Below are 21336 nucleotides of genomic sequence, written 5' to 3' on the forward strand. Positions count from 1 at the left end.
CGCTGAATCCTGCCGCCGCACCGGATGTCTGGTCGACGGAATTGCATCGGCAGGAGTGGAGGACCCAGCAGTACGGCGTGACCGGCGATCCCGGCCACGCCTTGGGGTGAAGCCGCTTCGGCGGCCGGGCGTCTTCGCCGTCCGAACCCGACAGGTCACCCTTCACAGGCGGCTGACGAAGGGTCGCGCATGACTGCGCAGATGCATCTCCCCCTCCTGCTCTCACGGGCGGGCACCGTATCGGCACTCACGATCGCCGCCGTCGGCGGCACACTCCTGGCCCCCGGCAGCGCTGTTGAAGCGCGGGCGATCAGTAGCCACGCGAGCAAGGCACTCAAGGTGGCCGCGTCGAAGAAGGGCTCGCCGTACCGGTTCGGCGCCACGGGCCCGTCCCGCTTCGACTGTTCAGGGCTGACGCTCTATTCGTACAAGAAAGCGGGCAAGAAGCTGCCCCGGACCGCACAGCAGCAGTACAACCGGACCCGCCACATCTCCGCCTCCCATCGACAACGCGGTGACCTGGTGTTCTTCCATGCCGGCGGTGCCGTCTACCACGTGGGGATCTACGCCGGGAACGGGAAGATCTGGCACTCCCCCAAGACGGGTGACGTGGTCCGGCTGGTCAAGATCTGGACGAAGAGCGTCAAGTACGGCCGCGTGCGCTGACGCGCCGCCAGGTCCTGCGGGACCTGGGTGGTGTCAGTGCGCCGTCGACCGGATCAGCAGTGCCGCGCCGAGCGTGGTCAGCGCGCCTCCAGAGACGCCTTCGACGGCGCGGGCGGTCCGCGGCCGGCGCAGCCACCGGCCGAGGCGGTCGACCAGCAGCGCCACCGCCGGGAACCAGAGCAGCGCCAGCAGCACGACCGTGCCGGCGAGCAGCAGCGTGCGCGGCAGTACGGCCGCGCCGTCGGGAACGAACTGCGGGAGCAGGCTCAGGAACAGCACCGGCGCCTTCGGGTTGAGGACGTTGGTGAGGAAACCCTGCCGCAGGCCGCGTCCGACGCCGTGCGAGGCGGCGTTCCGCGGATCTGCCGGCTCCGCCCGCGGGCGCAGTGCGGCGTGCAGCGAGCGGACCCCGAGATACAGCACATAGGCACCACCCGCTATCTGCAGTGTCCGGTAGAGGAGGGGGACCGTGGCGAGGACGGCGGCGAGTCCTCCCACGGCCAGCGCCGTATGGACGAGCAGCCCGCCGGCTACTCCCACCGCGCAGGCGACACCTGCCCGGCGTGAGACGACCGCGTTGCGTACGACGACGGTGAAATCCGCGCCGGGCACGGCGACCATGCCTGCGGCGACCCCGATGAAGGCGATGAGCTGTCCGTCCATGCGTCCCAGCGTGGACGCATGCAGGCCTTAACGTGTACTTGCGGTTTCTGCACGGCGGCCTGAAGCAACTCTTAAGGGGTGGCATGTACGACCCGACCCGGCTGGCGGCTCTCGTCGCCGTGGCGGACGCCGGTTCCATCACCCGTGCCGCCGCCAGGCTCGGATACACGGCCCCGGCGCTCTCGCAGCAGATCGCCAAGCTGGAGCGGGAGGCCGGGGCCGTCCTCCTCGTGCGCTCGCACCGCGGCGCACGGCTGACGGCGGCCGGCGAACTGCTCGCGGAGCATGCCCGCCGGGTGCTGGACGAGATGGACCGGGCGCGCCGTGAGCTGGCGGGGCTCACCGGCCTGGCCGGCGGCCGGCTGCGGGTCGGCACGTTCACGACGGTCGGGATCCATCTGCTGCCACCCGTGCTGAGCGCCTTCCGCCGCGCGCATCCGGACGTGGAACTCACCGTCGCCGAGTACGAGCCGCCCGGCGGGGTGGCGGCCGTGGCCACGGGCGAGGTCGACGTGGCGCTGACCCATGCCTATGAACCGGCCGAGCCGGCCGCCACGCCGCAGGGGGTGGTGGTGGAGGCCCTCCTGGTGGAGGAGTTGGTGCTCGTGACCGATCCGGGGCATGTACTCGCGGGCGGTTCCGGCCGGCTGCCCGTGGGCGAGCTGGCGGGCCGGCCACTGATCAGCAGCGCGCCGTCGCATCCGCCACGCAAGGGGGTGGAGCGCGCACTCGCGAGCGCCGGCGCCACACCCGCCGTGGTCTGCGAGTCGCCGGGGTACGCACTGGTGTGCGCGCTCGTCAGCGCGGGACTGGGGGTGGCCGTCGTGCCGGAGATGGTCGCCACGATGTCCTCGACGCCTTTGCGGGTACGGCAGTTGGAACCTGCGGCGTTCCGCAGGACGATCTCGGTGGCGCACCGGGGCGAGGAGTCGGGTCCGGCCGTGCGGTCGCTGCGGGCGCTGATGCGTGGCGCGTTCGCAAGGGCGGGCAGCCGGGCCGGGTCGGTCCGCGAAGCAGGGACTCTGTGAGCCGGGGGCCCTTCGAGCCAGGTTCCGCGGGAAGGTCAGCTCTGCACGGGAACGGACCAGGGCAGCGCGATCCAGACGGTCTTTCCGCCCTCCTGCGTGGGCGTGACGGACAGTCGGCCGCCGTACTCCGCGGTGAGCGTACGGATGATGACCATGCCGCGCCCGTTGTCCTGCCGGACGGCGGCGGGCAGCCGCTGCGGCCAGCGCGGATGGCTGTCGGTGACGCCGATGCACAACTGCTCGTCACGTTCGAGGCGCAGATCCACCGTGAACGTCGGGGACTGGCCGAAGGTGTGCTGGACGGAGTTGGTGGCGAGCTCGGAGACGATCAGTTTGACGGTGTCGACGGTCTCTGCGTCCGGCTCCAGCCCCCATTCGCACAGGACGTCCGTGACGTATCTCCGGGCGGCGGATACCGACGCCGGATCGCTCGGCAGAGTGGCGGATGCTTCTTGGTGGTCTGCCATGGCGGCGCTGTCCCTTTCCCACCGCGGCCGGGCTCCGACTCGTAGCGGATGAAAAGCGGGAACGGCCACGGATTACGCTTCTGCGTCAGACTGCCACTTATCGCCCGTCAGCGGCGCCGATCCACCGAGATACGTACATTTCTGTCGCTCGATGCGGTGAACTCTGCTACGACAGACCGTATTTACGGCCACCGCCGGGGCCCAGGAGGCGCCCCGGGCGGCTCAACTGGCGGGCGCGGTCCGGATGATCGTGGAGAGCGCCGTGTCGATCTGCCGGTCCGTGAGATCCGCCCTGGCGGTCAGCCGGATCCTGGAGATCCCGTCGGGTACGGACGGGGGCCGGAAGCAGCCGACGACGAGTCCGGCGGCCCGGCAGTCCGCCGCCCAGCGCAGCGCCGCGTCCGGGGACGGGGCCTGCACGGAGACCACCGCCGCGTCCGGGCGTGCCGAGGTCAGTCCGGCGTCGGTCAGCCCGCGGTGCAGCGTCGCCGCGACCTCGCGTGCCCGACCGGCGAGCCCGGGTTCGCCGCGCAGCACCCGCACGCTCGCGAGTGCCGCTCCGGCCGCCGCCGGGGCCAGGCCGGTGTCGAAGATGAACGTGCGCGCGGTGTTGATCAGGTGGTCGATGACGCGGGCGGGTCCGAGGACCGCACCGCCCTGGCTGCCCAGCGACTTGGAGAGCGTCAGCGAGGCGACGGTCCCGGCCTCGCCCGCGAGGCCGGCGGCGGCCAGGGCGCCGCGGCCGCCGTCGCCGAGGACGCCGAGCCCGTGCGCGTCGTCGACGAGGAGCCCGGCGCCGTGCTCACGGCAGACGTCGGCGAGGTCCCGCAGGGGTGCGGCGTCGCCGTCGACGGAGAAGACCGAGTCGGTGACCGCGAGGGCGCGCCGGCCCGGGTGGGCCTCGAGCGTCTTGCGTACGGCCTCGACGTCGCGGTGCGGGACGACCGCCGTCTCCGCACGGGAGAGCCGGCAGCCGTCGACGATGGAGGCGTGGTTGCCCGCGTCGGAGACGACAAGGGCGTCACGGCCGCTGAGCGCGGTGACCGCGGCGAGGTTCGCCGCGTAGCCGGAGGACAGGACGAGGGCGGCCTCGAAGCCGCAGAAGTCGGCGAGCTCACGCTCCAGTTCGGCGTGCAGTTCGGTGCTGCCGGTGACGAGCCGGGAACCGGTGGCCCCGGCGCCCCACCGGCGGGCGGCCCGCACGGCGCCTTCGGTGACCTCGGCGCGGCGGGTGAGGCCGAGATAGTCGTTGCTCGCCAGGTCGAGGAGGGCACTGTCGGCGGGGCGCGGCCAAAGGGTGCGGACCAGACCCGCCCGCTCACGGCGGCGCGACTCCTCGTCGATCCAGTCGAAAGGATTCCTCGGCATGGCGGTCCGGTCCTTTTTGTAGGCAGCGGACAGACCCTAGCGGGGCGGGCCCGGGTATCGGGTGTGGCCATGCACACACCTCAAATCGCGGGTGTTGTGGGCTTCCTCCTTGGCCGGGGCGTGTGCGGTAGGCCAGGATCGGCGCCATGGACCTGCTGAACACACTGGTGGAGAAGGGGCTGCGGCGCGAGCTGCCGACCCGCGAAGAGGCGCTCGCCGTGCTGGCGACCTCCGACGACGATGTGCTCGATGTGGTGGCCGCTGCCGGCAAGGTGCGCCGTCAGTGGTTCGGGCGGCGGGTGAAGCTCAACTATCTGGTCAACCTGAAATCCGGCCTGTGCCCGGAGGACTGCTCGTACTGCTCCCAGCGGCTCGGGTCGAAGGCGGAGATCCTCAAGTACACCTGGCTGAAGCCCGAGGAGGCCTCGGAGGCCGCGGCGGCCGGTGTGGCCGGCGGCGCCAAGCGGGTGTGCCTGGTCGCGAGCGGGCGCGGCCCGACCGACCGGGACGTGGACCGGGTGTCCAGGACCATCGAGGCGATCAAGGAGCAGAACGAGGGCGTCGAGGTGTGCGCGTGCCTCGGCCTGCTCTCCGACGGCCAGGCCGAGCGGCTGCGTGACGCGGGCGCCGACGCGTACAACCACAACCTGAACACGTCCGAGGGGACGTACGGGGACATCACGACCACGCACACCTACGCCGACCGCGTCGACACGGTGAACAAGGCGCACGCCGCCGGCCTGTCGGCCTGCTCCGGCCTGATCGCCGGCATGGGTGAGAGCGACGAGGACCTGGTGGACGTCGTCTTCGCGCTGCGGGAACTCGACCCCGACTCGGTGCCGGTGAACTTCCTGATCCCCTTCGAGGGGACGCCGCTCGCCAAGGAGTGGCACCTCACCCCGCAGCGGTGTCTGCGCATCCTCGCGATGACCCGGTTCGTCTGCCCGGACGTCGAGGTGCGACTGGCCGGCGGGCGCGAGGTGCATCTGCGTTCGATGCAGCCGCTCGCGCTGCACCTGGTCAACTCGATCTTCCTCGGCGACTACCTCACCAGTGAGGGCCAGGCGGGCAAGACCGACCTCGAGATGATCGCGGACGCCGGTTTCGAGGTGGAGGGCACGGACACCACGACGCTGCCCGAGCACCGTGCGGCCGGCGGCGGCTGTGGCTCGGTGTGCGGCGACGGCGACTCGGGAGGGTGCGCCTCGGAGGCGGCGGAGGCGGAGGCGACCGTGGCCCCGTCGGGTGAGCCGTCCGCGGCGCGTACGGATCTGGTGGCGGTGCGCCGCCGGGGAGCCGGGACGGACCTCGCGCCCAATGCCTGAGTTCGGCCCCGAAGAGCTCCGCGCGCTGGACCGTGCGCATGTCTGGCACCCGTACGGTCCGATGCCGGGCCGCAGCGACCCGCTGGTCGTCGAGTCCGCCTCCGGCGTGCGGCTGCGGCTCGCCGAAGAGGTGCACGGGCAGCGCGAGTTGGTCGACGGCATGTCCTCGTGGTGGTCGGCCGTCCACGGGTACAACCACCCGGTGCTGAACGAGGCGGCGACCGCCCAGCTGGGCCGGATGAGCCATGTGATGTTCGGCGGGCTCACCCATGAGCCCGCCGTGCGGCTCGCCGCCCGGCTGGTGGAGATCACCCCGGAGCCGCTGCGGCACGTCTTCCTCTGCGACTCGGGCTCCGTGTCCGTGGAGGTCGCGGTGAAGATGTGCCTCCAGTACTGGCGTTCGCTGGGGCACCCCGCCAAGCAGCGGCTGCTGACCTGGCGCGGCGGCTACCACGGCGACACGTGGCAGCCGATGTCGGTGTGCGACCCCAAGGGCGGGATGCACGAGCTGTGGCAGGGGGTGCTGCCCCGGCAGCTCTTCGCCGACGCGCCTCCCGCCGACTACGACGAGTCGTACGCGCGCGGTCTGCGGGAGCTGATCGCCCGGCACGCGGACGAACTGGCGGCCGTGATCGTCGAACCGGTCGTGCAGGGCGCGGGCGGCATGCGGTTCCACTCCCCCGAGTATCTGCGGGTGCTGCGACAGGCCTGCGACGACTACGGCGTACTGCTCGTGTTCGACGAGATCGCGACCGGGTTCGGGCGTACGGGCACGCTGTTCGCGGCCGGGCACGCGGACGTCGCACCGGACGTGATGTGCCTGGGCAAGGCGCTGACCGGCGGCTATCTGACGATGGCCGCGACGCTGTGCACCTCGAAGGTGGCCGAGGGCATCTCGCAGGGCGAGGTTCCGGTGCTCGCCCACGGACCCACGTTCATGGGCAACCCGCTGGCCTCCGCCGTCGCCTGCGCCTCGATCGACCTGCTGCTCGGGCAGGACTGGCAGCGGGAGGTCCGACGCCTGGAGACGGGTCTGCGCGACGGTCTCGCGGAGGCCGCGGACCTGCCCGGGGTGAAGGACGTCCGGGTGCTCGGCGGCATCGGCGTCGTACAGCTGGACCACGACGTCGACATGGCCGCGGCCACGGCGGCGGCCGTCCGGGAAGGGGTCTGGCTGAGGCCCTTCCGCGACCTCGTCTACACGATGCCGCCCTACGTGACGGACGACGAGGACCTCGCCCGCGTGTGCCGCGCGGTGCGTGCGGCGGCAGCGGCGGGCTGAGGCCGCCCCGGCCCGCCAGGGTCACGGCGGACATCGGAACGAACGAAGGACACACAAGCACATGGCAGTGATCGTGGTGACCGGCACCGGCACCGAGATCGGCAAGACCGTCGTCACGGCGGCGGTCGCCGCGGCGGCTCTGGCCCGGGGGCGGTCCGTGGCCGTCCTGAAGCCCGCGCAGACGGGGCTGGCGGCGGGCGAGGACGGCGACGTCGAGGTGGTGCGGCGGCTCGCCGGCGAGGTGACCTGTGCCGAACTCGCCCGTTTTCCCGAGCCGTTGGCGCCGGCCACCGCCGCCCGGCGGGCGGGGCTCGCACCCGTGCGGCCCAAGGACGTGGCGGAGGCCGCCGAGAAGCTGGCGGCCGAACACGACCTGGTGCTGGTGGAGGGCGCGGGCGGCCTGCTCGTACGGCTCGACGACGACGGGGCCACGCTGGCGGACGCGGCCGCCGAGCTGGGCGCGCCCGTGCTCGTGGTCACCCCGGCCGGCCTGGGCACGCTGAACATGACGGCGCTCACGGCGGAGGCTTTGCGCGCACGCGGCCTGGAGCAGTTGGGCGTGGTGGTCGGGAGCTGGCCCAAGACGCCCGACCTGGCGGCGCGCTGCAATCTGGCGGACCTTCCGGAAGCCGCGGGCGCACCGCTGCTCGGGGCCGTACCGGAGGGCGCCGGTGCGCTCGCTCCCGCCGACTTCAGGGCGCGGGCGGCGACGTGGCTGACACCGGCCCTCGGTGGCCGGTGGGATGCGGGGGCGTTCACCGCCGCCGTAGGCTGACGCTCATGCGCGCAAAGATCGACGAGCTCGTCTTCGACTGCCATGACCCCGCCCGGCTGGTGCGCTTCTGGGCCGCGCTCCTCGGCGGCGATCCGGTGGACCGCTCCGACGACTGGTCGTACATCGATCCGCCGGAGTTCGTGCGCGTCGCCTTCCAGCGGGTGCCGGAGGGCAAGACGGCCAAGAACCGCCTTCACCTGGACCTGGACGCCGGTGAGATCGACGCGGCCGCGGACGAGGCGGTCCGGCTGGGGGCGGAGCGGCTCGGGGCGATCGTGACCGACGACCACGGCCGTTTCGTCGTCATGCGTGACCCGGAGGGCAACGAATTCTGCTTCGTGGCGGGCACGGACGGCTGAGCCGCGCGCAGCGGGGGGAGAATGACGGAGACCGGCCCGTCTCCGAAGGAGGCCCTTATGGTCCCGCTTCCGCGCGGTACGAACGTCCCTCGGGACGCCGTCCACCATCCTCTCTTCGCCCGCTTCTACGCGAAGATGAGCGTGACGGCCGACCTGAAGGGCGGCATCGCCGCCTACCGGGCGGAGCTGCTGCGAGGGCTGTCCGGCCGGGTGATCGAGATCGGCGCGGGCAACGGTCTGAACTTCGCCCACTATCCGGCCACCGTCTCCGAAGTGGTGGCCATCGAACCGGAGCGCTCACTGCGGAAGCTGGCCACCGAGGCCGCCCTGCGCGCCGAGGTCCCGGTTGACGTGGCGCCCGGCGCGGCCGAGGCCTTGCCGGTCAAGAGCGAGGGCTTCGACGCGGCGGTCGCGTCGCTGGTGCTGCGCACCGTACGGGACCTGCCGAGGGCGCTGGCGGAGATCAGGAGGGTCCTGCGGCCCGGCGCCGAGCTGCGGTTCTTCGAGCACGGGCGGGCTGAGGGCCGCGGCATGGCCACCACCCAGCGGGTCCTGGACCGCACGGTGTGGCCGCTGCTGTTCGGCGGGTGCCACACGGCGCGGGACACGATCGCCGCGATCGAGGAGGCGGGCTTCGAGGTCGGGCCCTACCGGCGGTTCCGGGTGCCGGACCACGGACCGCAGCTGCCGACGTCGCCGTGCGTGCTGGGGGTCGCCCGTCGCCCGGTCACGGACGGGTAGCCGCCACGACGGCGCCTGGGCCTCGCCCCGGGAGCCCTCGGTCGCGCCGCCCCGGTCAGGGACGGGTCGCCACCCCGGTCAGGGAGCGGCACCGCTCACTCGCTCCAGCTCCGCAGTTCCTCCGCGATGCGCCCGATGTCCGCGCTGCCGTCCTTCACCAGGCGGGCCAGGTCACGTACCTGCGCGGGCGAGGTGACGACCTTCAGCCCGCAGGCGACGAGATAGCCGTAGGCGACGGCCGAGGCGAACATGGCGTTGGAACGCTCCAGCGCCGGAACGTGCAGCAGCAGTTGCAGCAGCGCGGCGGCGCGGGAGGCCGGGTCGCTGTAGACGGGGACGCCGAATATCTCCGCCTCGTGACGGCTGACGGCGGCGACGAGCGCGCCCCAGTCGGTGACCTGCGGGTCGCCGGGCATCTTGTGCTCGGCGACCATGAGCAGCCAGGCGAGGTCGATCCGCAGGCTCAACGCTTGTCGCCGAACTCCTCGGCGAAGACCGACTCGTACTGCTTCATGAAGTCGGCCGCCGCGTCGACGAAGGTGCGTCCCGCTTCGCCGGCGTCCTGTTTGACGAGCTCCTCGATGTAGCGGTTCACGCTCACGCCGCGTTGCATCGCCCGCTGCCGGGCGGTCTCCGCGGTGGACTCGTCCACGCGTACGTTCAACTGTGTCTTCGCCACACCTTGAAGCTAGCGCGAAGCTGCTAGCAGCGGCAAGGGCTGCCCGGCAAGCGTCGGCGGAAGTGCCGCGCCGCGAAGAACCACCGGCCCCGTCAGGACCAGGAGCCACCGGACCGTCGCGAACATGCGGCGCCACGACCGGGCCGCCCGCGCCTCCCGCCGTCTCACAGCGCGGAAAGACGGTGGCGGGGCCGGTGGCGGGCGTGCTTGGCTCGCAGCCATGACCGACCTGCGCATACGCAACGCCGCTCCCGACGAGGCCGAGGCCGTGCTGGCCTTCTGGAAGGAGGCCGCGGAGGGCACCAGCATCACGGACGACGTGGACGGCGTCACGCGGCTCATCGACAGGGACCCCGAGGCGCTCATCCTCGCCGAGTGGGACGGCGTGCTCGTGGGCTCCGTGATCGCCGGCTACGACGGCTGGCGCTGCTCCCTGTACCGGCTGGCCGTGCTGCCCTCCCACCGCCGGCGCGGCATCTCGACGGCCCTGCTCGCCGCGGCGGAGAAGCGGTTCGCCGCGGTGGGCGGCCGCCGCGGGGACGCGATGGTCCTCGAGGCCAACGAGCAGGCTCACCGGGCGTGGACGTCCGCCGGATACGTGCGCGAGGACCACTGGCGCCGCTGGGTCAAACCGTTCGCCTGACCTCCACCGCCCACCCCCGCCCCTTTGCCCGTCCTTTACCATGGGTGCACTGTCCACTTCCCGTACGAAAGGTGTGAGCGTCCGCCCATGGGCGAGCCTCCTAGTAGCCGACATCGCGCAAACCTTCTCCCCCTGCCGGATCATGGGATGGAGGTGAACCGATGACCGAAGTGCTTCTGCTCGCCGTGGCGGTACTGCTCTCCGTCGCGTGCGGAGCCTTCGTCGCGGCCGAGTTCTCGCTCACGACGGTCGAGCGCAGCGATCTCGAACGAGCAGCGGAGCGTGGTGAACGAGGCGCTGCCGGCGCGCTCAAGGCCGTACGCAGCCTCACGTTCCAGCTCTCCGGCGCACAGCTCGGCATCACCGTCACCAACCTGGTCGTCGGCATGCTCGCCGAGCCGTCGATCGCCGCGCTCATCCGCGGACCCGCCGAGGACCTCGGCCTCTCCCCTTCCGTGGCGTCGTCCGCCGCGCTGGTCATCGGCACGGCCCTGTCGACCGTCGTCCTGATGGTCGTCGGCGAGCTCGTCCCGAAGAACTGGGCCATCTCCTCCCCGCTCGCCGTCGCCAAGGTGGTCGCCACGCCGCAGCGGATCTTCACGGCCGCGTTCCGGCCCCTGATCTCCCATCTCAACAACACCGCCAACCGCATGGTGATGCGGCTGGGCATGGAGCCGACGGAGGAGCTCGCCTCCGCCCGCAGCCCCAAGGAGCTCGTCGCACTGGCCCGCCACTCGGCCAAGGAGGGCGCGCTCGAAGCGGACACCGCGGAACTGTTCGTCCGCACCCTCGGCCTCGGCGAACTCACCGCGGAGAACGTGATGACCCCCCGGGTCCAGGTCACGGCCCTCGAGGTGCAGGCCACGGCCGAGGACGTCGCCAACGCGACCCGCGCCACGGGCCTGTCCCGCTTCCCCGTCTACCGGGGCAACCTGGACACCGTCGTCGGCATCGCCCACATCAAGGACGTCCTGGCCGTGCCCGCGGAACACCGCCGGCGCCTGCGCGTCTCCGAACTGCTGCGGGAACCGGTCCTCGTGCCCGAGTCACTGACGGTCGACCGGCTGCTCGACCGGATCCAGGGCAGGTCCACCATGGCCGTCGTCATCGACGAGTACGGCGGCACGGCCGGTGTCGTGACGATGGAGGACATCGTGGAGGAGGTCGTCGGCGAGGTCCGCGACGAGCACGACCCGCACGAGACACCCGACCTGGCGCCCGCGGGCGAGGACGCCGACGGACGGCTCCTGTGGTCCGCCGACGGCGCCGCGCGCACCGACCAGCTGGCGGCCATCGGCCTCCGGGTGCCCGACGGTCCGTACGAGACGCTCGCCGGAGTCGTCGCCACCGAGCTGGGACGCATCCCGGCCGAAGGCGACCGCATCGACATGGACGGTTGGCGGCTCGACGTCGTCGACGCCTCCGGGCGGCGGGCGGCGCGAGTGCTGATGCACGCGCCACCTGCGACCGCGGAAACGGCCGACGAGATCCAGGAGGCGGGACGATGATCGCGATCCAGCTCTTCATCGGCTTCCTGACCCTGGTCGTCAACGCCTTCTTCGTCGGCGCGGAGTTCGCGCTGATCTCCGTCCGCCGCAGTCAGATCGAACCGGAGGCCCAGGCAGGCAACCGCCGGGCCCGCAGCGTCCTGTGGGGTCTGCAGCACGTCTCTGACCTGATGGCCGCCGCCCAGCTGGGCATCACGCTGTGCACGCTGGTCCTCGGCATCGTCGCCGAGCCGGCCATCGCGCACCTGCTCGAGCCTGTCTTCGACGCGATGGGCGTGCCGCACGGTGCGGTCCACCCGATCTCGTTCGTCATCGCCCTCTCGCTCGCGACGTACCTCCACATGCTGCTCGGCGAGATGGTGCCGAAGAACATCGCGCTGGCTGAACCGCTGCGCAGCGCGCTGTGGCTCGGCCCGCCGCTGGTGACGTTCGCACGTGCCCTCCGGCCGGTCATCTTCATGGTCAACGCCTTCGCCAACGGCCTGCTGAGGCTGTTGCGGGTCGAGACGAAGAACGAGGTCACCGCCACGTTCTCCGACGACGAACTGGCGAACCTGGTGCAGGACGCCGGCGAGGCCGGCCTGCTCGACGACCGCTCCGCGGAACGACTGCGGGACGCGCTCGAACTCGGCCGCCGGCCCGTGCGCGACGTGGTGATGCCCATCGAGCGCGTGGTGTACGCCCAGGCCGGTACGACGCCGGAACAGCTGGAGCGGCTCTCCGCGGAGTCGGGCTTCTCCCGCTTCCCGGTCGTGGACACGGGACGGCGCATCCTCGGCTACCTCCATGTGAAGGACGCCCTGGACGCGGCGCCCAGGAACGTGCCGTTCCCCGTGTCGGCGATGCGGCCGATCGCCCGGGTCCGGGCGACGACCCCGCTCGACGACGTCCTCACGGCGATGCGCCGGAGCCGTACGCACCTGGCGGCCGTCCTCGACGAGAACGGCCGGCCGGAGGGCCTGGTCACGATGGAGGACATCCTGCGGGAGCTGGTGGGCAAGCCGGGCTGACGGGCGGGGGCGGTCGCGCCGAGCGGTCGCGCCTGCGGCGGGCCGTTCCCCACCCCGCCCCTTCCCGCTGTACCCATATGCGGCTCCGCCACGTGGCGGGCAAGCCCCGGAGCCGTACCGCGCTCCGCGCGGTGCCCTCAATCGCCGGGCGCTCGCTCCGCGAAACCAGCCCGCCGGCAACTCCGGCCTCGCCGGAGGCACCTCCCACGGCCGCCAGGCCGGACGGGAGATTGACGGGCGGGGGCCCGGGGGCGGAGCCGCACGTCGATACAGCGGGAAGGCGCGGGCCGCAAAAGACGCCCGCGCGGCGGTTACATCGCCGTGGAGCCCAGCCACGCGTCCAGCACCGCGCCCCCACCCCGGACCGTGAAGCGGTCCTCGTCCGGCCGGCGGCGGCCGTAGACGAGGAGCAGGAGGTCGGCCACGTCCGCGGTCACCGTGACGTCGGCCGCCTCCGCGGTCGTTGTCCATGAGAAGCCCGCAGCGCCGAAGGTGATCGTCCAGGCCGCGCCGGTGTCCCGGGCGAGCAGTTGGACGGAGCCGCCGACCTGCGGCGCCAACTGCTCGATCATCCACGTGTAGCAGGGCAGGTTCTCGAGGAACTCCGCGATACCGTCCGCCGCCGTGCCCGGCTCGACGCGGGGTTCCTGCCCGAGGGCCAGTTGCGCGTCGGCGCAATGGATCACCGCCTCGAAGAGCAGCCGCCGTGGGTAGAAGGCGACCCGCTGGTCCGCGCCGTAGGACCACATGGGAAGGTCCGGGTCCACCGCGCGCAGGGTGCGCAGGGAGGACTCGGCGCCGCGGGCCATCCACTGCGGGTACGCCGACGGCTCGTCCGGCAGGTCGAGGGGCACTTCACGCGCCCAGACGCGCTCGGTGGCCCGGGTCCGCACGACGTGCTCCGCCCAGCGGTGCGTCGTGCCGTGGTGCTTGACCAGATCGGCCAGGGTCCATCCGGGGCAGGTGGGAACGGGCGTCGCCAGGTCTGCGTCACGTACCGCCGCTGTGAACTCGGCCACGACGTGCGCGATGGACTCGCAGTACCGCTCGTGCTGGTCGTCGTCGAGGCCGAAGCTGTCGGGAACCCGGAGCAGGCCGTCACGCCAGCCGCCCTCCGGGTGGCGTCCGGCCGCCGCGCGGACGCGTTCCGCGAGCTCGCGGCGGTCCGCGGGAGGAAGCCTGTCCAGCAGGAACGCGGTGGATTCGAGCCACTTCACCGCGGTGTCCGGGTCGAGCACGTCGTCGTCGCAGGTGTCGATCAGGGTCACCACTTCGGCCAGCGCCTCGGCCAGTGCGTTGAGCAGCGCGTCACTCACGAAAGCTCCCCTCCGGGTACGGAACCGACGGACCCTACCGCACGGTAGGATCGCTGCGCCATGGAGATCAGTGCCAACTACACCAGCTTTGTCGCGGTCGGCGACTCGTTCACGGAGGGCATGTCGGATCTGCTCCCCGACGGCTCCTACCGCGGCTGGGCGGACGTCCTCGCGGGCCGCATGGCGGCCCGCACCCCCGGCTTCCGCTACGCCAATCTCGCGGTGCGCGGCAAGCTGATCGGACAGATCGTCGCCGAGCAGGTCGATGTCGCCGCCTCGATGAACGCCGATGTGATCACCCTCGTCGGCGGACTCAACGACACCCTGCGGCCCAAGTGCGACATGGTGCGGGTGCGCGATCTTCTTGAGGAGGCGGTGGAGAAGCTCGCGCCGTCGTGCAGGCAGCTGGTGCTGATGCGCAGCCCCGGCCGCCAGGGCCCGGTGATGGAACGGTTCCGCCCGCGGATGGAGGAGCTGTTCGCCCATGTCGACTCGCTCGCCGCACGGCACGGCGCGCTCGTCGTCGACCTCTACGGCTCCCCGGCTCTCGGCGATCAGCGGATGTGGGACGTGGACCGGCTGCATCTGACGGCCGAGGGGCACCGCCGGGTCGCGGAGGCGGTCTGGCAGACGCTCGGCCTGGAGGCCGAGGACGACTGGCAGGCACCGCTGCCGCCGGCGCTCCGGTCGAGCTGGGCGGCACGGCGGGTCGCCGACGCGCAGTTCGCCCGCCGGCACCTGGGGCCGTGGATCGGACGGCGGCTGACCGGGCGGTCCTCCGGCGACGGCAGGCCCGCGAAGCGGCCCGACCTGCTGCCTTACGAGCCCTACCGGCCGCCGTCGGCCGGCGCCTGAGGCCCTCGTAGCAAGCTACAACCACGGGCGGGGCGCTGAGCTGCGCAAACCCACAGTAGAATCTGCACACGTGACTGCTGTGTCTGCGAAGCCTCGCATCCCCAATGTTCTTGCCGGCCGCTACGCCTCCGCGCAGCTCGCCGTGCTCTGGTCCCCCGAGCAGAAGGTGAAGCTGGAGCGTCAGCTCTGGCTGGCCGTGCTGCGCGCGCAGAAGGACCTCGGGATCGAGGTACCGGACGCCGCGCTGGCCGACTACGAGCGGGTGCTCGACCAGGTCGACCTGGCGTCGATCGCCGAGCGCGAGAAGGTGACCCGCCACGACGTGAAGGCCCGGATCGAGGAGTTCAACGCCCTCGCCGGCCACGAGCACGTCCACAAGGGCATGACCTCCCGTGACCTCACGGAGAACGTCGAGCAGCTGCAGGTCCGGCTGTCGCTGGAGCTGATGCGTGACCGTACGGTCGCGGTGCTCGCGCGCCTGGGCAAGCTCTCCGGCGAGTACGCGGAGCTGGTCATGGCCGGCCGCTCCCACAATGTCGCCGCCCAGGCCACCACGCTCGGCAAGCGGTTCGCGACGGCCGCCGACGAGCTGCTCGTCGCCTACGGGCGTCTCGAGGACCTGCTGGGCCGCTACCCGCTGCGCGGCATCAAGGGCCCCGTCGGCACCGCGCAGGACATGCTCGACCTGCTGGGCGGCGACGCCGCGAAGCTGGCCGAGCTGGAGCAGCGCATCGCCGCCCACCTGGGCTTCGGCCACGCGTTCACCTCGGTGGGCCAGGTCTACCCCCGTTCGCTGGACTACGACGTCGTGTCCGCTCTGGTGCAGCTGGCGGCGGCGCCTTCGTCGGTGGCCAAGACGATCCGCCTGATGGCCGGCCACGAGCTGGTCACCGAAGGTTTCAAGCCGGGCCAGGTCGGCTCGTCCGCGATGCCGCACAAGATGAACACCCGCTCCTGCGAGCGCGTCAACGGCCTGATGGTCATCCTGCGGGGCTACGCCTCGATGACCGGCGAGCTCGCCGGCGACCAGTGGAACGAGGGCGACGTGTCCTGCTCCGTGGTCCGCAGGGTGGCGCTGCCCGACGCGTTCTTCGCGCTCGACGGGCTGCTGGAGACGTTCCTGACGGTGCTCGACGAGTTCGGCGCGTTCCCGGCGGTCGTCGCCCGTGAGCTGGACCGCTACCTCCCCTTCCTCGCCACCACGAAGGTCCTCATGGGCGCGGTCCGTGCCGGTGTCGGCCGCGAGGTGGCGCACGAGGCGATCAAGGAGAACGCGGTCGCGTCCGCGCTCGCCATGCGGGAGCAGGGTGCGGAGCGCAACGAGTTGCTGGACAAGCTCGCCGCCGACGAGCGGATCCCGCTGGACCGCGCGCAGCTGGACGAACTGATGGCGGACAAGCTGTCGTTCACCGGTGCCGCCGGTGACCAGGTGACTGCCGTGGTCTCAAGGGTCGAGGAGATCGCCAAGCAGCACCCGGAGGCCGCCGCCTACACCCCGGGCGCGATCCTCTGACCCGCCCCACCCCGGAAGAGCTGGAGGCCGCCCGCGACCGCGTCGTCGAGGACGTGGTCGCGGACGGCCTTTCCGTGCTGTTCTGCGGCATCAACCCGGGCCTGATGTCCGGTGCCACCGGACATCACTTCGCCCGCCCCGGCAACCGGTTCTGGCCGGTGCTGCACCTGTCGGGGTTCACGCCGCGACGGCTGCTGCCGTCGGAGCAGCGTGAGCTCCTCACGTACGGGCTCGGTATCACCAACGTGGTGGCACGCACGACCGCCCGGGCCGACGAGGTCAGCGACGAGGAGTTCCGCGAGGGCGGCCGGCTGCTGGCCGCGAAGGTGGAGCGGCTGGAGCCGCGGTGGCTGGCCGTGGTGGGCGTGACCGCGTACCGCACGGCGTTCGGGGAGCGGGCCGCCAGGATCGGGCCGCAGCCGCGGACGATCGGCGGCGCACGGGTGTGGGTGCTGCCCAACCCCAGCGGGCTCAATGCCCATTGGACGCTCCAGAAGATGACCGAGGAGTTCGCCCGGCTGCGGAAGGCCGCCGGCCGGCCCTGAGCGTCGTCTTCGCACCGGAGGACACCGCCCGGCGCCGCAGCCGGTCCCCCCGGCACGGCCCGCCCGGGCGGGATACCGCTGTCCGTGCCCGCCGCGCCATCGGCCCCGGGCACGGCACCGCCCGGCGATCGCCACTTTCGCGCCACGCGGCGCGAGAGTGGCGCAATCAGACGTTGCCGCTCCGTTTCCTGAGGCGCAGCCTGGGAAATGTGGGAGCGCTCCCACACCTTCACGGGAGCGCCCGCACCGTCGGAACCCCCAAGAATCCGGCATTCCCCCACGGAAAGAAGGCGATCATGGATTGTCATGACCACCACAAGCGACGCCGGCTGACGCTCGTCCTGACGACCCTCGGCGCGGCGCTGCTCAGCCTGATCCCCTGGAGCGGCACCGCCGTCGCCCACGGATCGGTCGTCGACCCGGCATCGCGCAACTACGGCTGCTGGCTGCGCTGGGGCAGCGACTTCCAGAATCCGGCCATGGCACAGGAGGACCCCATGTGCTGGCAGGCCTGGCAGGCCGACCCGAACGCCATGTGGAACTGGAACGGCCTCTACCGCAACGGCTCCGGCGGCAACTTCCAGGCGGTCGTGCCGGACGGGCAGCTGTGCAGCGGCGGCCGGACCGAAGGCGGTCGCTACAACTCGCTGGACACCGTGGGCGCGTGGAAGACCACGGACGTCGGCCCGAACTTCACCGTCAAGCTGTACGACCAGGCCAGCCATGGTGCGGACTACTTCCTGGTGTACGTCACACGGCAGGGTTTCGACCCCACCACCCAGCCGCTGCGCTGGAGCGACCTCCAGCTGGTCGCCCGCACCGGCAAGTACGCACCCAGCCAGAACTACTCGATCCCCGTCAGCACGTCCGGCCACAGCGGTCGCCATGTCGTCTACACGGTCTGGCAGGCCTCGCACATGGACCAGACCTACTTCCTGTGCAGTGACGTGAACTTCCGCTGATCCACCGGCCACCGAGCCGTCCCGCCGGACGGCGAGCGCCGTCCGGCGGAACCCGCCCGTGCCTCGTACCGCAGCGGCGGCCCCGAAGCCGGGGGCCGCCGCCCGCCGCTGCATCGCGACCCGCCCACCGACCGGACCACGCATCCTCGTCACCGGAGCCGACATGCCAAGACGCCGCTGGGCAGGGCCCTTTCTGCTCGCCCTCCTGTCGACCGCTCTCATCCTGCTGCCCGCCGCCACGCCCCCGTCCGCCGCGGCGGCCCCCTCCACGACAGCGGACACCGCGCCGCCCCGGCCGGGAGCGGCGGCGGACACCGCGCCCGTGCCTCTGCCGTCGCTGAGCACGACCACCACCCAAGTGGCATCCGGGCTGAGACGGCCCACCGCCCTCGCCGCACCCGACGACGGCACGGGCCGGCTGTTCATCACCGAGAAGCCCGGAACCGTCCGCGTCTACCACCCGGACACCGGCCTGGACCGGACACCGCTCGTCGACATCACGTCGGCCGTGGATCAATCGGGCAACGAGCGCGGCCTGCTCGGCATCGCCCTCCCGAACGACTTGGCCGAAAGCCAGGACCTGTACCTGGCGTACACGGCCCTGCCCGACGGCGCGGTCACGCTCGCCCGCTACCGGCTCGACGAGTCCCGCCTGGAGGTCCTGCTGTCCCAGGAACACGCCGAGTACAGCAACCACAACGGCGGACAGTTGGCGTTCGGCCCCGACGGCAACCTGTACTGGAGCATCGGCGACGGCGGAGGCTCCGCGGACCCCCTCCGCGCCGGGCAGCGGCTGGACACCCTGCTGGGCAAGATCCTGCGCATCGACGTGAGCCGCGGGTGCGGCCAGCTCCCCTACTGCGCCCCCGGCGACAACCCCTTCGCCGGCACCCCCGGCGCCCGCGAGGAGATCTGGCTGTACGGGCTACGCAACCCGTGGCGGTTCTCATTCGACGGTGCCGACGGCTCGATGTGGATCGGCGACGTCGGCCAGGGTCGATGGGAGGAGATCGACCACCTCCCGCCCGGGCAGGGAGGGCTGAACCTCGGCTGGTCCTGCTACGAGGGTCTGGAGAGGTTCGAAGGAGGCCACTGCGCGCCCGGCGAGACATACACCGGACCGGTCTTCACCTACTCCCCCTACACCGGCGGCTGCTCGGTCATCGGCGGCCACGTCTACCGGGGCCGGCAGTACGCCGACCTGGTCGGCGGCACCTACATCGCCACCGACTACTGCTCGTCCACGGTCTGGGCACTGCGCCCCGACGGCAACGGCGGCTACGAACAGGCCGAGATCGGGGAGATGCCGACCCAGGTGACGTCGATCGGCACGACCGTGGATGGGGAGTTCTACGTGGTCAACGACCTGCCCGGCGGACTGCACCGCGTGTCGTTCCAGCGGGAGGAACCCACCTGCCGTGTGGACCGCACCGTGAAGACCTGGGGCACCGGAACGACGGTCGACCTCACCGTCACCAACACCGGCAGCACGGCGGTGAGCGGCTGGACGCTCGCGTTCCCGCTGGCCCTCGGGCAGAGAGTCGTCTCCGACTGGAACACCGACCTGACCCAGGGAAGCAACACGATCGCGGCGGCCAATGCCCCGTACAACGCCGACATCGCTCCGGGCGCGAGCATCACCCTGGGGTACCTCGCCGACCACACCGGCGACGCGTCGCCGCCACCTCGGTTCACGCTGAACGGGGACGCCTGCACCGTCGGCCGCTGAGCTGCCGTCACCCTCGTCCCGCTCCGATGCGGGCTGGGCATGTGCAGACAACGCCTAGGGCGGGTCGACGTCGGTGACGACGGCGATCAGCCGGTGCTCGTCCTCGCCTTCGGCGCGTGAGACGCCCACCGCTATCCAATGGCCCTCGACCCGCCAGAGGTGCAGGTCCTCGACGCGGTGGCTCAGCTCGCCCCACGGCTGAGGGATCGTCTCTCCGCAGATCGTCCCGATGAACACCGACCACAGAGCGAACCACTGCCCCTCCCCCCAGCGGTTGCTCAACGCGACCACCAGCGCCTCGCACTCCGCCTCGTACGGCTCGCGCGACCTGCCGTCCGCACGCTCGGCCGCGTCCAGGCCGTCCGCCGGCGTGCGCAGCTCCGCCAGGTGGTAGCCGGGCCCGCTGTCGCCGAACTCCGACCTGCCGCGCTGTGCCGGGAACGCCCGGCCGCGCAACCGGTCGATCGCAGCCAGGTGCTGTGCCGTGGTCATGTCTCCATTGAACCTGCCACCACTGACAGTTGGCACACCGTCACCCGCCCTGCGGCGGCCCGTCCCGGTCCCGTGGCGCGAGGTGCGCCCGCAGCGAGTACGATCCGGCCAACACGGGGCACGAACTGGGAGGACACACGTGGGGCGGCTGACCGGCGGGGATCCGTCGCTGCTGCGGCGCATCAACTCCGCGGTGGTACTTCATTCCCTGCGGGGGGCCGACGCCCCCACGCTCACCGACCTGACCAGGATCACCGGGCTGTCGCGGCCGACGGTCGAGGGTGTGGTGGAAGGGCTGATCGAGACGGGGCTGGTCGTCGAGTTCGTCCCCGAGGAGGGGGAGGCGCGTAAGCAGGGGCGGCCCGCGCGGCGGTTCAGGTTCCGGGCGGAGGCCGGGCATCTGCTGGGCATCGAGATCGGGGCGCACCGGGTGGCCGCACTGCTGTCGGGGCTCGACGGGCGCATCATCGGGGCCGGTTCGCGTGACGTCTCCGAGCGGGCAGGCGCCGACGACCGGCTGGAGCGGGTCCGGGCGGTCGTCGCCGACCTGCTACGGCGGACCGGTGTGGCACGGAGCGGTCTGCGTGCGGTGGGCGTCGGCTCACCGGGGATCGTGGAGGCGGACGGGACCGTACGGCTCTCCACCGCGCTGCCCGGCTGGACGGGCCTTCCGCTGGGCGAGCGGCTGCGCAGGTCGTTCCGGTGCCCGGTGCTGGTGGAGAACGACGCCAACGCGGCGGCGGTCGCCGAGCACTGGAAGGGCGCGGCGACGGACTCCGACGACATCGTCTTCGTGCTCGCCGGCCTCAGCCCCGGCGCGGGATCGCTCATCGGCGGGCGGCTGCACCGCGGTTACGGCGGGGCGGCGGGCGAGATCGGCGCGCTGCATCTGCTGGGCCGCGACGAGACGCCCGAGAAACTGCTGTCGACGACCGGGGAGCCGCTGCACCCGCTGGACGAGCAGGCGGTGGCGGACGTCTTCGCCCTGGCCAGGAGCGGTGACGAGGGCGCGCTGGCGGCCGTCGAGCGGTTCAACAAGCGCCTGGTGCACGATGTGGCGGCGCTGGTGCTGGCCCTCGATCCGGAACTGGTCGTGATCGGCGGCTGGGCCGCCGGCCTGGACGGGGTGCTGCCTCCGCTGCGCGACGAGCTGGCGCGCTACTGTCTCCGGCCGCCCAGGGTGGCGCTGTCCATGCTGGGCGAGGCAGCGGTGGCGACCGGCGCGCTGCGGCTGGCGCTGGACCACGTGGAGGAGCAGCTCTTCGCCGTCGAGGGCACGGTGACGGCCCGCCGCTGAATGACGCGACGGGCCGGGTCGGATCGAGGGCGCCTCTGCGCGATGCGCGGGACGTGTGCCCGCCCAGGCCGCCGCCGAGTGTTGCGGCGGGCCGGGGTGGACCGGGTCCGGTG

23 protein-coding genes and 1 riboswitch are annotated in these 21336 nt (G+C 72.0%); of the genes, 16 read left to right on the plus strand and 7 right to left on the minus strand.

Annotation, left to right across the window (positions count from 1 at the left end; genetic code table 11):
* Positions 1-3 precede the first annotated feature (3 nt).
* Positions 4-186: riboswitch (cyclic di-AMP (ydaO/yuaA leader) on the plus strand.
* Positions 187-189: 3 nt separating this feature from the next.
* Complete coding sequence (locus tag ACIPJI_RS27450; RefSeq protein WP_307705172.1) at positions 190-666, plus strand: C40 family peptidase; 477 nt, start codon at positions 190-192, stop codon at positions 664-666.
* A 33-nt stretch (positions 667-699) separates the two neighbouring features.
* Here the strand turns inward: ACIPJI_RS27450 and ACIPJI_RS27455 are convergent, their stop codons facing one another.
* Positions 700-1329 (minus strand): LysE family translocator, encoded by a 630-nt coding sequence (locus ACIPJI_RS27455; protein ID WP_402249454.1) that lies wholly within the window; start codon positions 1327-1329, stop codon positions 700-702.
* 83 nt (positions 1330-1412) lie between these two features.
* Between ACIPJI_RS27455 and ACIPJI_RS27460 the strand changes: the two genes are divergently transcribed.
* Positions 1413-2357, plus strand: coding sequence for a LysR family transcriptional regulator (locus ACIPJI_RS27460; RefSeq protein WP_402249456.1), 945 nt, complete (start codon positions 1413-1415; stop codon positions 2355-2357).
* Between the two features lie 35 nt (positions 2358-2392).
* Here ACIPJI_RS27460 and ACIPJI_RS27465 read toward each other — a convergent pair whose 3' ends face one another.
* Positions 2393-2824 carry an ATP-binding protein gene (locus ACIPJI_RS27465; protein WP_307705175.1) on the minus strand — a complete coding sequence of 144 codons (432 nt, stop codon included), beginning with the start codon at positions 2822-2824 and terminating at the stop codon, positions 2393-2395.
* 222 nt (positions 2825-3046) lie between these two features.
* Positions 3047-4192, minus strand: coding sequence for an 8-amino-7-oxononanoate synthase (locus tag ACIPJI_RS27470; protein WP_307705176.1), 1146 nt, complete (start codon positions 4190-4192; stop codon positions 3047-3049).
* 146 nt (positions 4193-4338) lie between these two features.
* On the opposite strand from ACIPJI_RS27470, the gene bioB reads away from it, so the two are divergent.
* The 5 genes from bioB (at position 4339) to ACIPJI_RS27495 (ending at position 8674) form a co-directional block, all read left to right on the plus strand.
* Positions 4339-5517, plus strand: a complete 1179-nt coding sequence (gene bioB / locus ACIPJI_RS27475; RefSeq protein ID WP_356620343.1) for a biotin synthase BioB — start codon at positions 4339-4341, stop codon at positions 5515-5517.
* Positions 5510-6799, plus strand: a complete 1290-nt coding sequence (locus ACIPJI_RS27480; protein WP_402249459.1) for an adenosylmethionine--8-amino-7-oxononanoate transaminase — start codon at positions 5510-5512, stop codon at positions 6797-6799. The genes bioB and ACIPJI_RS27480 overlap by 8 nt, the downstream gene beginning before the upstream one ends.
* A 61-nt stretch (positions 6800-6860) precedes the next feature.
* The gene (gene bioD, locus ACIPJI_RS27485) at positions 6861-7574 is read left to right on the plus strand and encodes a dethiobiotin synthase (protein WP_356620341.1); all 714 of its coding nucleotides are present in this window, start codon (positions 6861-6863) and stop codon (positions 7572-7574) included.
* A 5-nt stretch (positions 7575-7579) separates the two neighbouring features.
* Complete coding sequence (locus ACIPJI_RS27490) at positions 7580-7933, plus strand: VOC family protein (RefSeq protein ID WP_402249461.1); 354 nt, start codon at positions 7580-7582, stop codon at positions 7931-7933.
* A gap of 57 nt (positions 7934-7990) precedes the next feature.
* Positions 7991-8674: a class I SAM-dependent methyltransferase gene (locus ACIPJI_RS27495; protein WP_402249463.1), complete on the plus strand. Its 684-nt coding sequence runs from the start codon at positions 7991-7993 to the stop codon at positions 8672-8674.
* Positions 8675-8769: 95 nt separating this feature from the next.
* Here the strand turns inward: ACIPJI_RS27495 and ACIPJI_RS27500 are convergent, their stop codons facing one another.
* Complete coding sequence (locus tag ACIPJI_RS27500) at positions 8770-9141, minus strand: fic family toxin-antitoxin system, toxin component (protein ID WP_307705182.1); 372 nt, start codon at positions 9139-9141, stop codon at positions 8770-8772.
* Entirely contained in the window at positions 9138-9353 is a 216-nt protein-coding gene (locus ACIPJI_RS27505) for a hypothetical protein (RefSeq protein WP_005320324.1), read from the minus strand. The genes ACIPJI_RS27500 and ACIPJI_RS27505 overlap by 4 nt, the downstream gene beginning before the upstream one ends.
* A 220-nt stretch (positions 9354-9573) precedes the next feature.
* Here ACIPJI_RS27505 and ACIPJI_RS27510 point away from each other — a divergent pair, with 220 nt between their 5' ends.
* From ACIPJI_RS27510 to ACIPJI_RS27520, 3 genes are all read left to right on the plus strand, one after another.
* Positions 9574-9996: a GNAT family N-acetyltransferase gene (locus ACIPJI_RS27510; protein WP_356620338.1), complete on the plus strand. Its 423-nt coding sequence runs from the start codon at positions 9574-9576 to the stop codon at positions 9994-9996.
* Positions 9997-10157: 161 nt separating this feature from the next.
* Positions 10158-11504 (plus strand): hemolysin family protein, encoded by a 1347-nt coding sequence (locus tag ACIPJI_RS27515; RefSeq protein ID WP_402249465.1) that lies wholly within the window; start codon positions 10158-10160, stop codon positions 11502-11504.
* On the plus strand, positions 11501-12514 hold the full coding sequence (locus tag ACIPJI_RS27520; protein ID WP_307705185.1) for a hemolysin family protein: 1014 nt from the start codon (positions 11501-11503) through the stop codon (positions 12512-12514). The genes ACIPJI_RS27515 and ACIPJI_RS27520 overlap by 4 nt, the downstream gene beginning before the upstream one ends.
* 311 nt (positions 12515-12825) lie before the next feature.
* Here ACIPJI_RS27520 and ACIPJI_RS27525 read toward each other — a convergent pair whose 3' ends face one another.
* Complete coding sequence (locus ACIPJI_RS27525) at positions 12826-13830, minus strand: maleylpyruvate isomerase family mycothiol-dependent enzyme (RefSeq protein WP_402249467.1); 1005 nt, start codon at positions 13828-13830, stop codon at positions 12826-12828.
* 60 nt (positions 13831-13890) lie between these two features.
* On the opposite strand from ACIPJI_RS27525, the gene ACIPJI_RS27530 reads away from it, so the two are divergent.
* The 5 genes from ACIPJI_RS27530 (at position 13891) to ACIPJI_RS27550 (ending at position 19434) form a co-directional block, all read left to right on the plus strand.
* Positions 13891-14685 carry an SGNH/GDSL hydrolase family protein gene (locus ACIPJI_RS27530; protein ID WP_402249468.1) on the plus strand — a complete coding sequence of 265 codons (795 nt, stop codon included), beginning with the start codon at positions 13891-13893 and terminating at the stop codon, positions 14683-14685.
* 70 nt (positions 14686-14755) lie between these two features.
* Positions 14756-16198 carry an adenylosuccinate lyase gene (gene purB / locus ACIPJI_RS27535; RefSeq protein ID WP_356620333.1) on the plus strand — a complete coding sequence of 481 codons (1443 nt, stop codon included), beginning with the start codon at positions 14756-14758 and terminating at the stop codon, positions 16196-16198.
* Entirely contained in the window at positions 16195-16743 is a 549-nt protein-coding gene (mug, locus tag ACIPJI_RS27540; protein ID WP_402249558.1) for a G/U mismatch-specific DNA glycosylase, read from the plus strand. Before purB ends, mug begins: the two co-directional genes overlap by 4 nt.
* A 296-nt stretch (positions 16744-17039) precedes the next feature.
* Positions 17040-17705, plus strand: a complete 666-nt coding sequence (locus ACIPJI_RS27545; RefSeq protein ID WP_402249471.1) for a lytic polysaccharide monooxygenase — start codon at positions 17040-17042, stop codon at positions 17703-17705.
* Between the two features lie 163 nt (positions 17706-17868).
* Positions 17869-19434, plus strand: coding sequence for a PQQ-dependent sugar dehydrogenase (locus tag ACIPJI_RS27550; protein ID WP_402249473.1), 1566 nt, complete (start codon positions 17869-17871; stop codon positions 19432-19434).
* A gap of 54 nt (positions 19435-19488) precedes the next feature.
* Here the strand turns inward: ACIPJI_RS27550 and ACIPJI_RS27555 are convergent, their stop codons facing one another.
* The gene (locus tag ACIPJI_RS27555) at positions 19489-19926 is read right to left on the minus strand and encodes a hypothetical protein (RefSeq protein ID WP_356620328.1); all 438 of its coding nucleotides are present in this window, start codon (positions 19924-19926) and stop codon (positions 19489-19491) included.
* A gap of 139 nt (positions 19927-20065) precedes the next feature.
* On the opposite strand from ACIPJI_RS27555, the gene ACIPJI_RS27560 reads away from it, so the two are divergent.
* On the plus strand, positions 20066-21223 hold the full coding sequence (locus ACIPJI_RS27560; RefSeq protein ID WP_356620326.1) for an ROK family transcriptional regulator: 1158 nt from the start codon (positions 20066-20068) through the stop codon (positions 21221-21223).
* The last annotated feature ends 113 nt before the right edge of the window (positions 21224-21336 follow it).

Origin of the sequence: Streptomyces sp. NPDC086835 (assembly GCF_044745705.1) — a bacterium.
In the GTDB taxonomy this organism is placed as follows: Bacteria; Actinomycetota; Actinomycetes; order Streptomycetales; family Streptomycetaceae; genus Streptomyces.

What these genes read in the sequence shown, in the direction of transcription:
- ACIPJI_RS27520 (WP_307705185.1), top strand. Translation starts at nt 11,501, where the DNA reads ATGATCGCGATCCAGCTCTTCATCGGCTTCCTGACCCTGGTCGTCAAC.
- ACIPJI_RS27465 (WP_307705175.1), bottom strand. Translation starts at nt 2,824, where the DNA reads ATGGCAGACCACCAAGAAGCATCCGCCACTCTGCCGAGCGATCCGGCG.
- bioD (WP_356620341.1), top strand. Translation starts at nt 6,861, where the DNA reads ATGGCAGTGATCGTGGTGACCGGCACCGGCACCGAGATCGGCAAGACC.
- ACIPJI_RS27555 (WP_356620328.1), bottom strand. Translation starts at nt 19,926, where the DNA reads ATGACCACGGCACAGCACCTGGCTGCGATCGACCGGTTGCGCGGCCGG.
- ACIPJI_RS27470 (WP_307705176.1), bottom strand. Translation starts at nt 4,192, where the DNA reads ATGCCGAGGAATCCTTTCGACTGGATCGACGAGGAGTCGCGCCGCCGT.
- ACIPJI_RS27515 (WP_402249465.1), top strand. Translation starts at nt 10,158, where the DNA reads ATGACCGAAGTGCTTCTGCTCGCCGTGGCGGTACTGCTCTCCGTCGCG.
- ACIPJI_RS27510 (WP_356620338.1), top strand. Translation starts at nt 9,574, where the DNA reads ATGACCGACCTGCGCATACGCAACGCCGCTCCCGACGAGGCCGAGGCC.
- ACIPJI_RS27450 (WP_307705172.1), top strand. Translation starts at nt 190, where the DNA reads ATGACTGCGCAGATGCATCTCCCCCTCCTGCTCTCACGGGCGGGCACC.
- ACIPJI_RS27490 (WP_402249461.1), top strand. Translation starts at nt 7,580, where the DNA reads ATGCGCGCAAAGATCGACGAGCTCGTCTTCGACTGCCATGACCCCGCC.
- ACIPJI_RS27545 (WP_402249471.1), top strand. Translation starts at nt 17,040, where the DNA reads ATGGATTGTCATGACCACCACAAGCGACGCCGGCTGACGCTCGTCCTG.
- ACIPJI_RS27455 (WP_402249454.1), bottom strand. Translation starts at nt 1,329, where the DNA reads ATGGACGGACAGCTCATCGCCTTCATCGGGGTCGCCGCAGGCATGGTC.
- bioB (WP_356620343.1), top strand. Translation starts at nt 4,339, where the DNA reads ATGGACCTGCTGAACACACTGGTGGAGAAGGGGCTGCGGCGCGAGCTG.
- ACIPJI_RS27550 (WP_402249473.1), top strand. Translation starts at nt 17,869, where the DNA reads ATGCCAAGACGCCGCTGGGCAGGGCCCTTTCTGCTCGCCCTCCTGTCG.
- ACIPJI_RS27495 (WP_402249463.1), top strand. Translation starts at nt 7,991, where the DNA reads ATGGTCCCGCTTCCGCGCGGTACGAACGTCCCTCGGGACGCCGTCCAC.
- ACIPJI_RS27480 (WP_402249459.1), top strand. Translation starts at nt 5,510, where the DNA reads ATGCCTGAGTTCGGCCCCGAAGAGCTCCGCGCGCTGGACCGTGCGCAT.
- ACIPJI_RS27460 (WP_402249456.1), top strand. Translation starts at nt 1,413, where the DNA reads ATGTACGACCCGACCCGGCTGGCGGCTCTCGTCGCCGTGGCGGACGCC.
- ACIPJI_RS27530 (WP_402249468.1), top strand. Translation starts at nt 13,891, where the DNA reads ATGGAGATCAGTGCCAACTACACCAGCTTTGTCGCGGTCGGCGACTCG.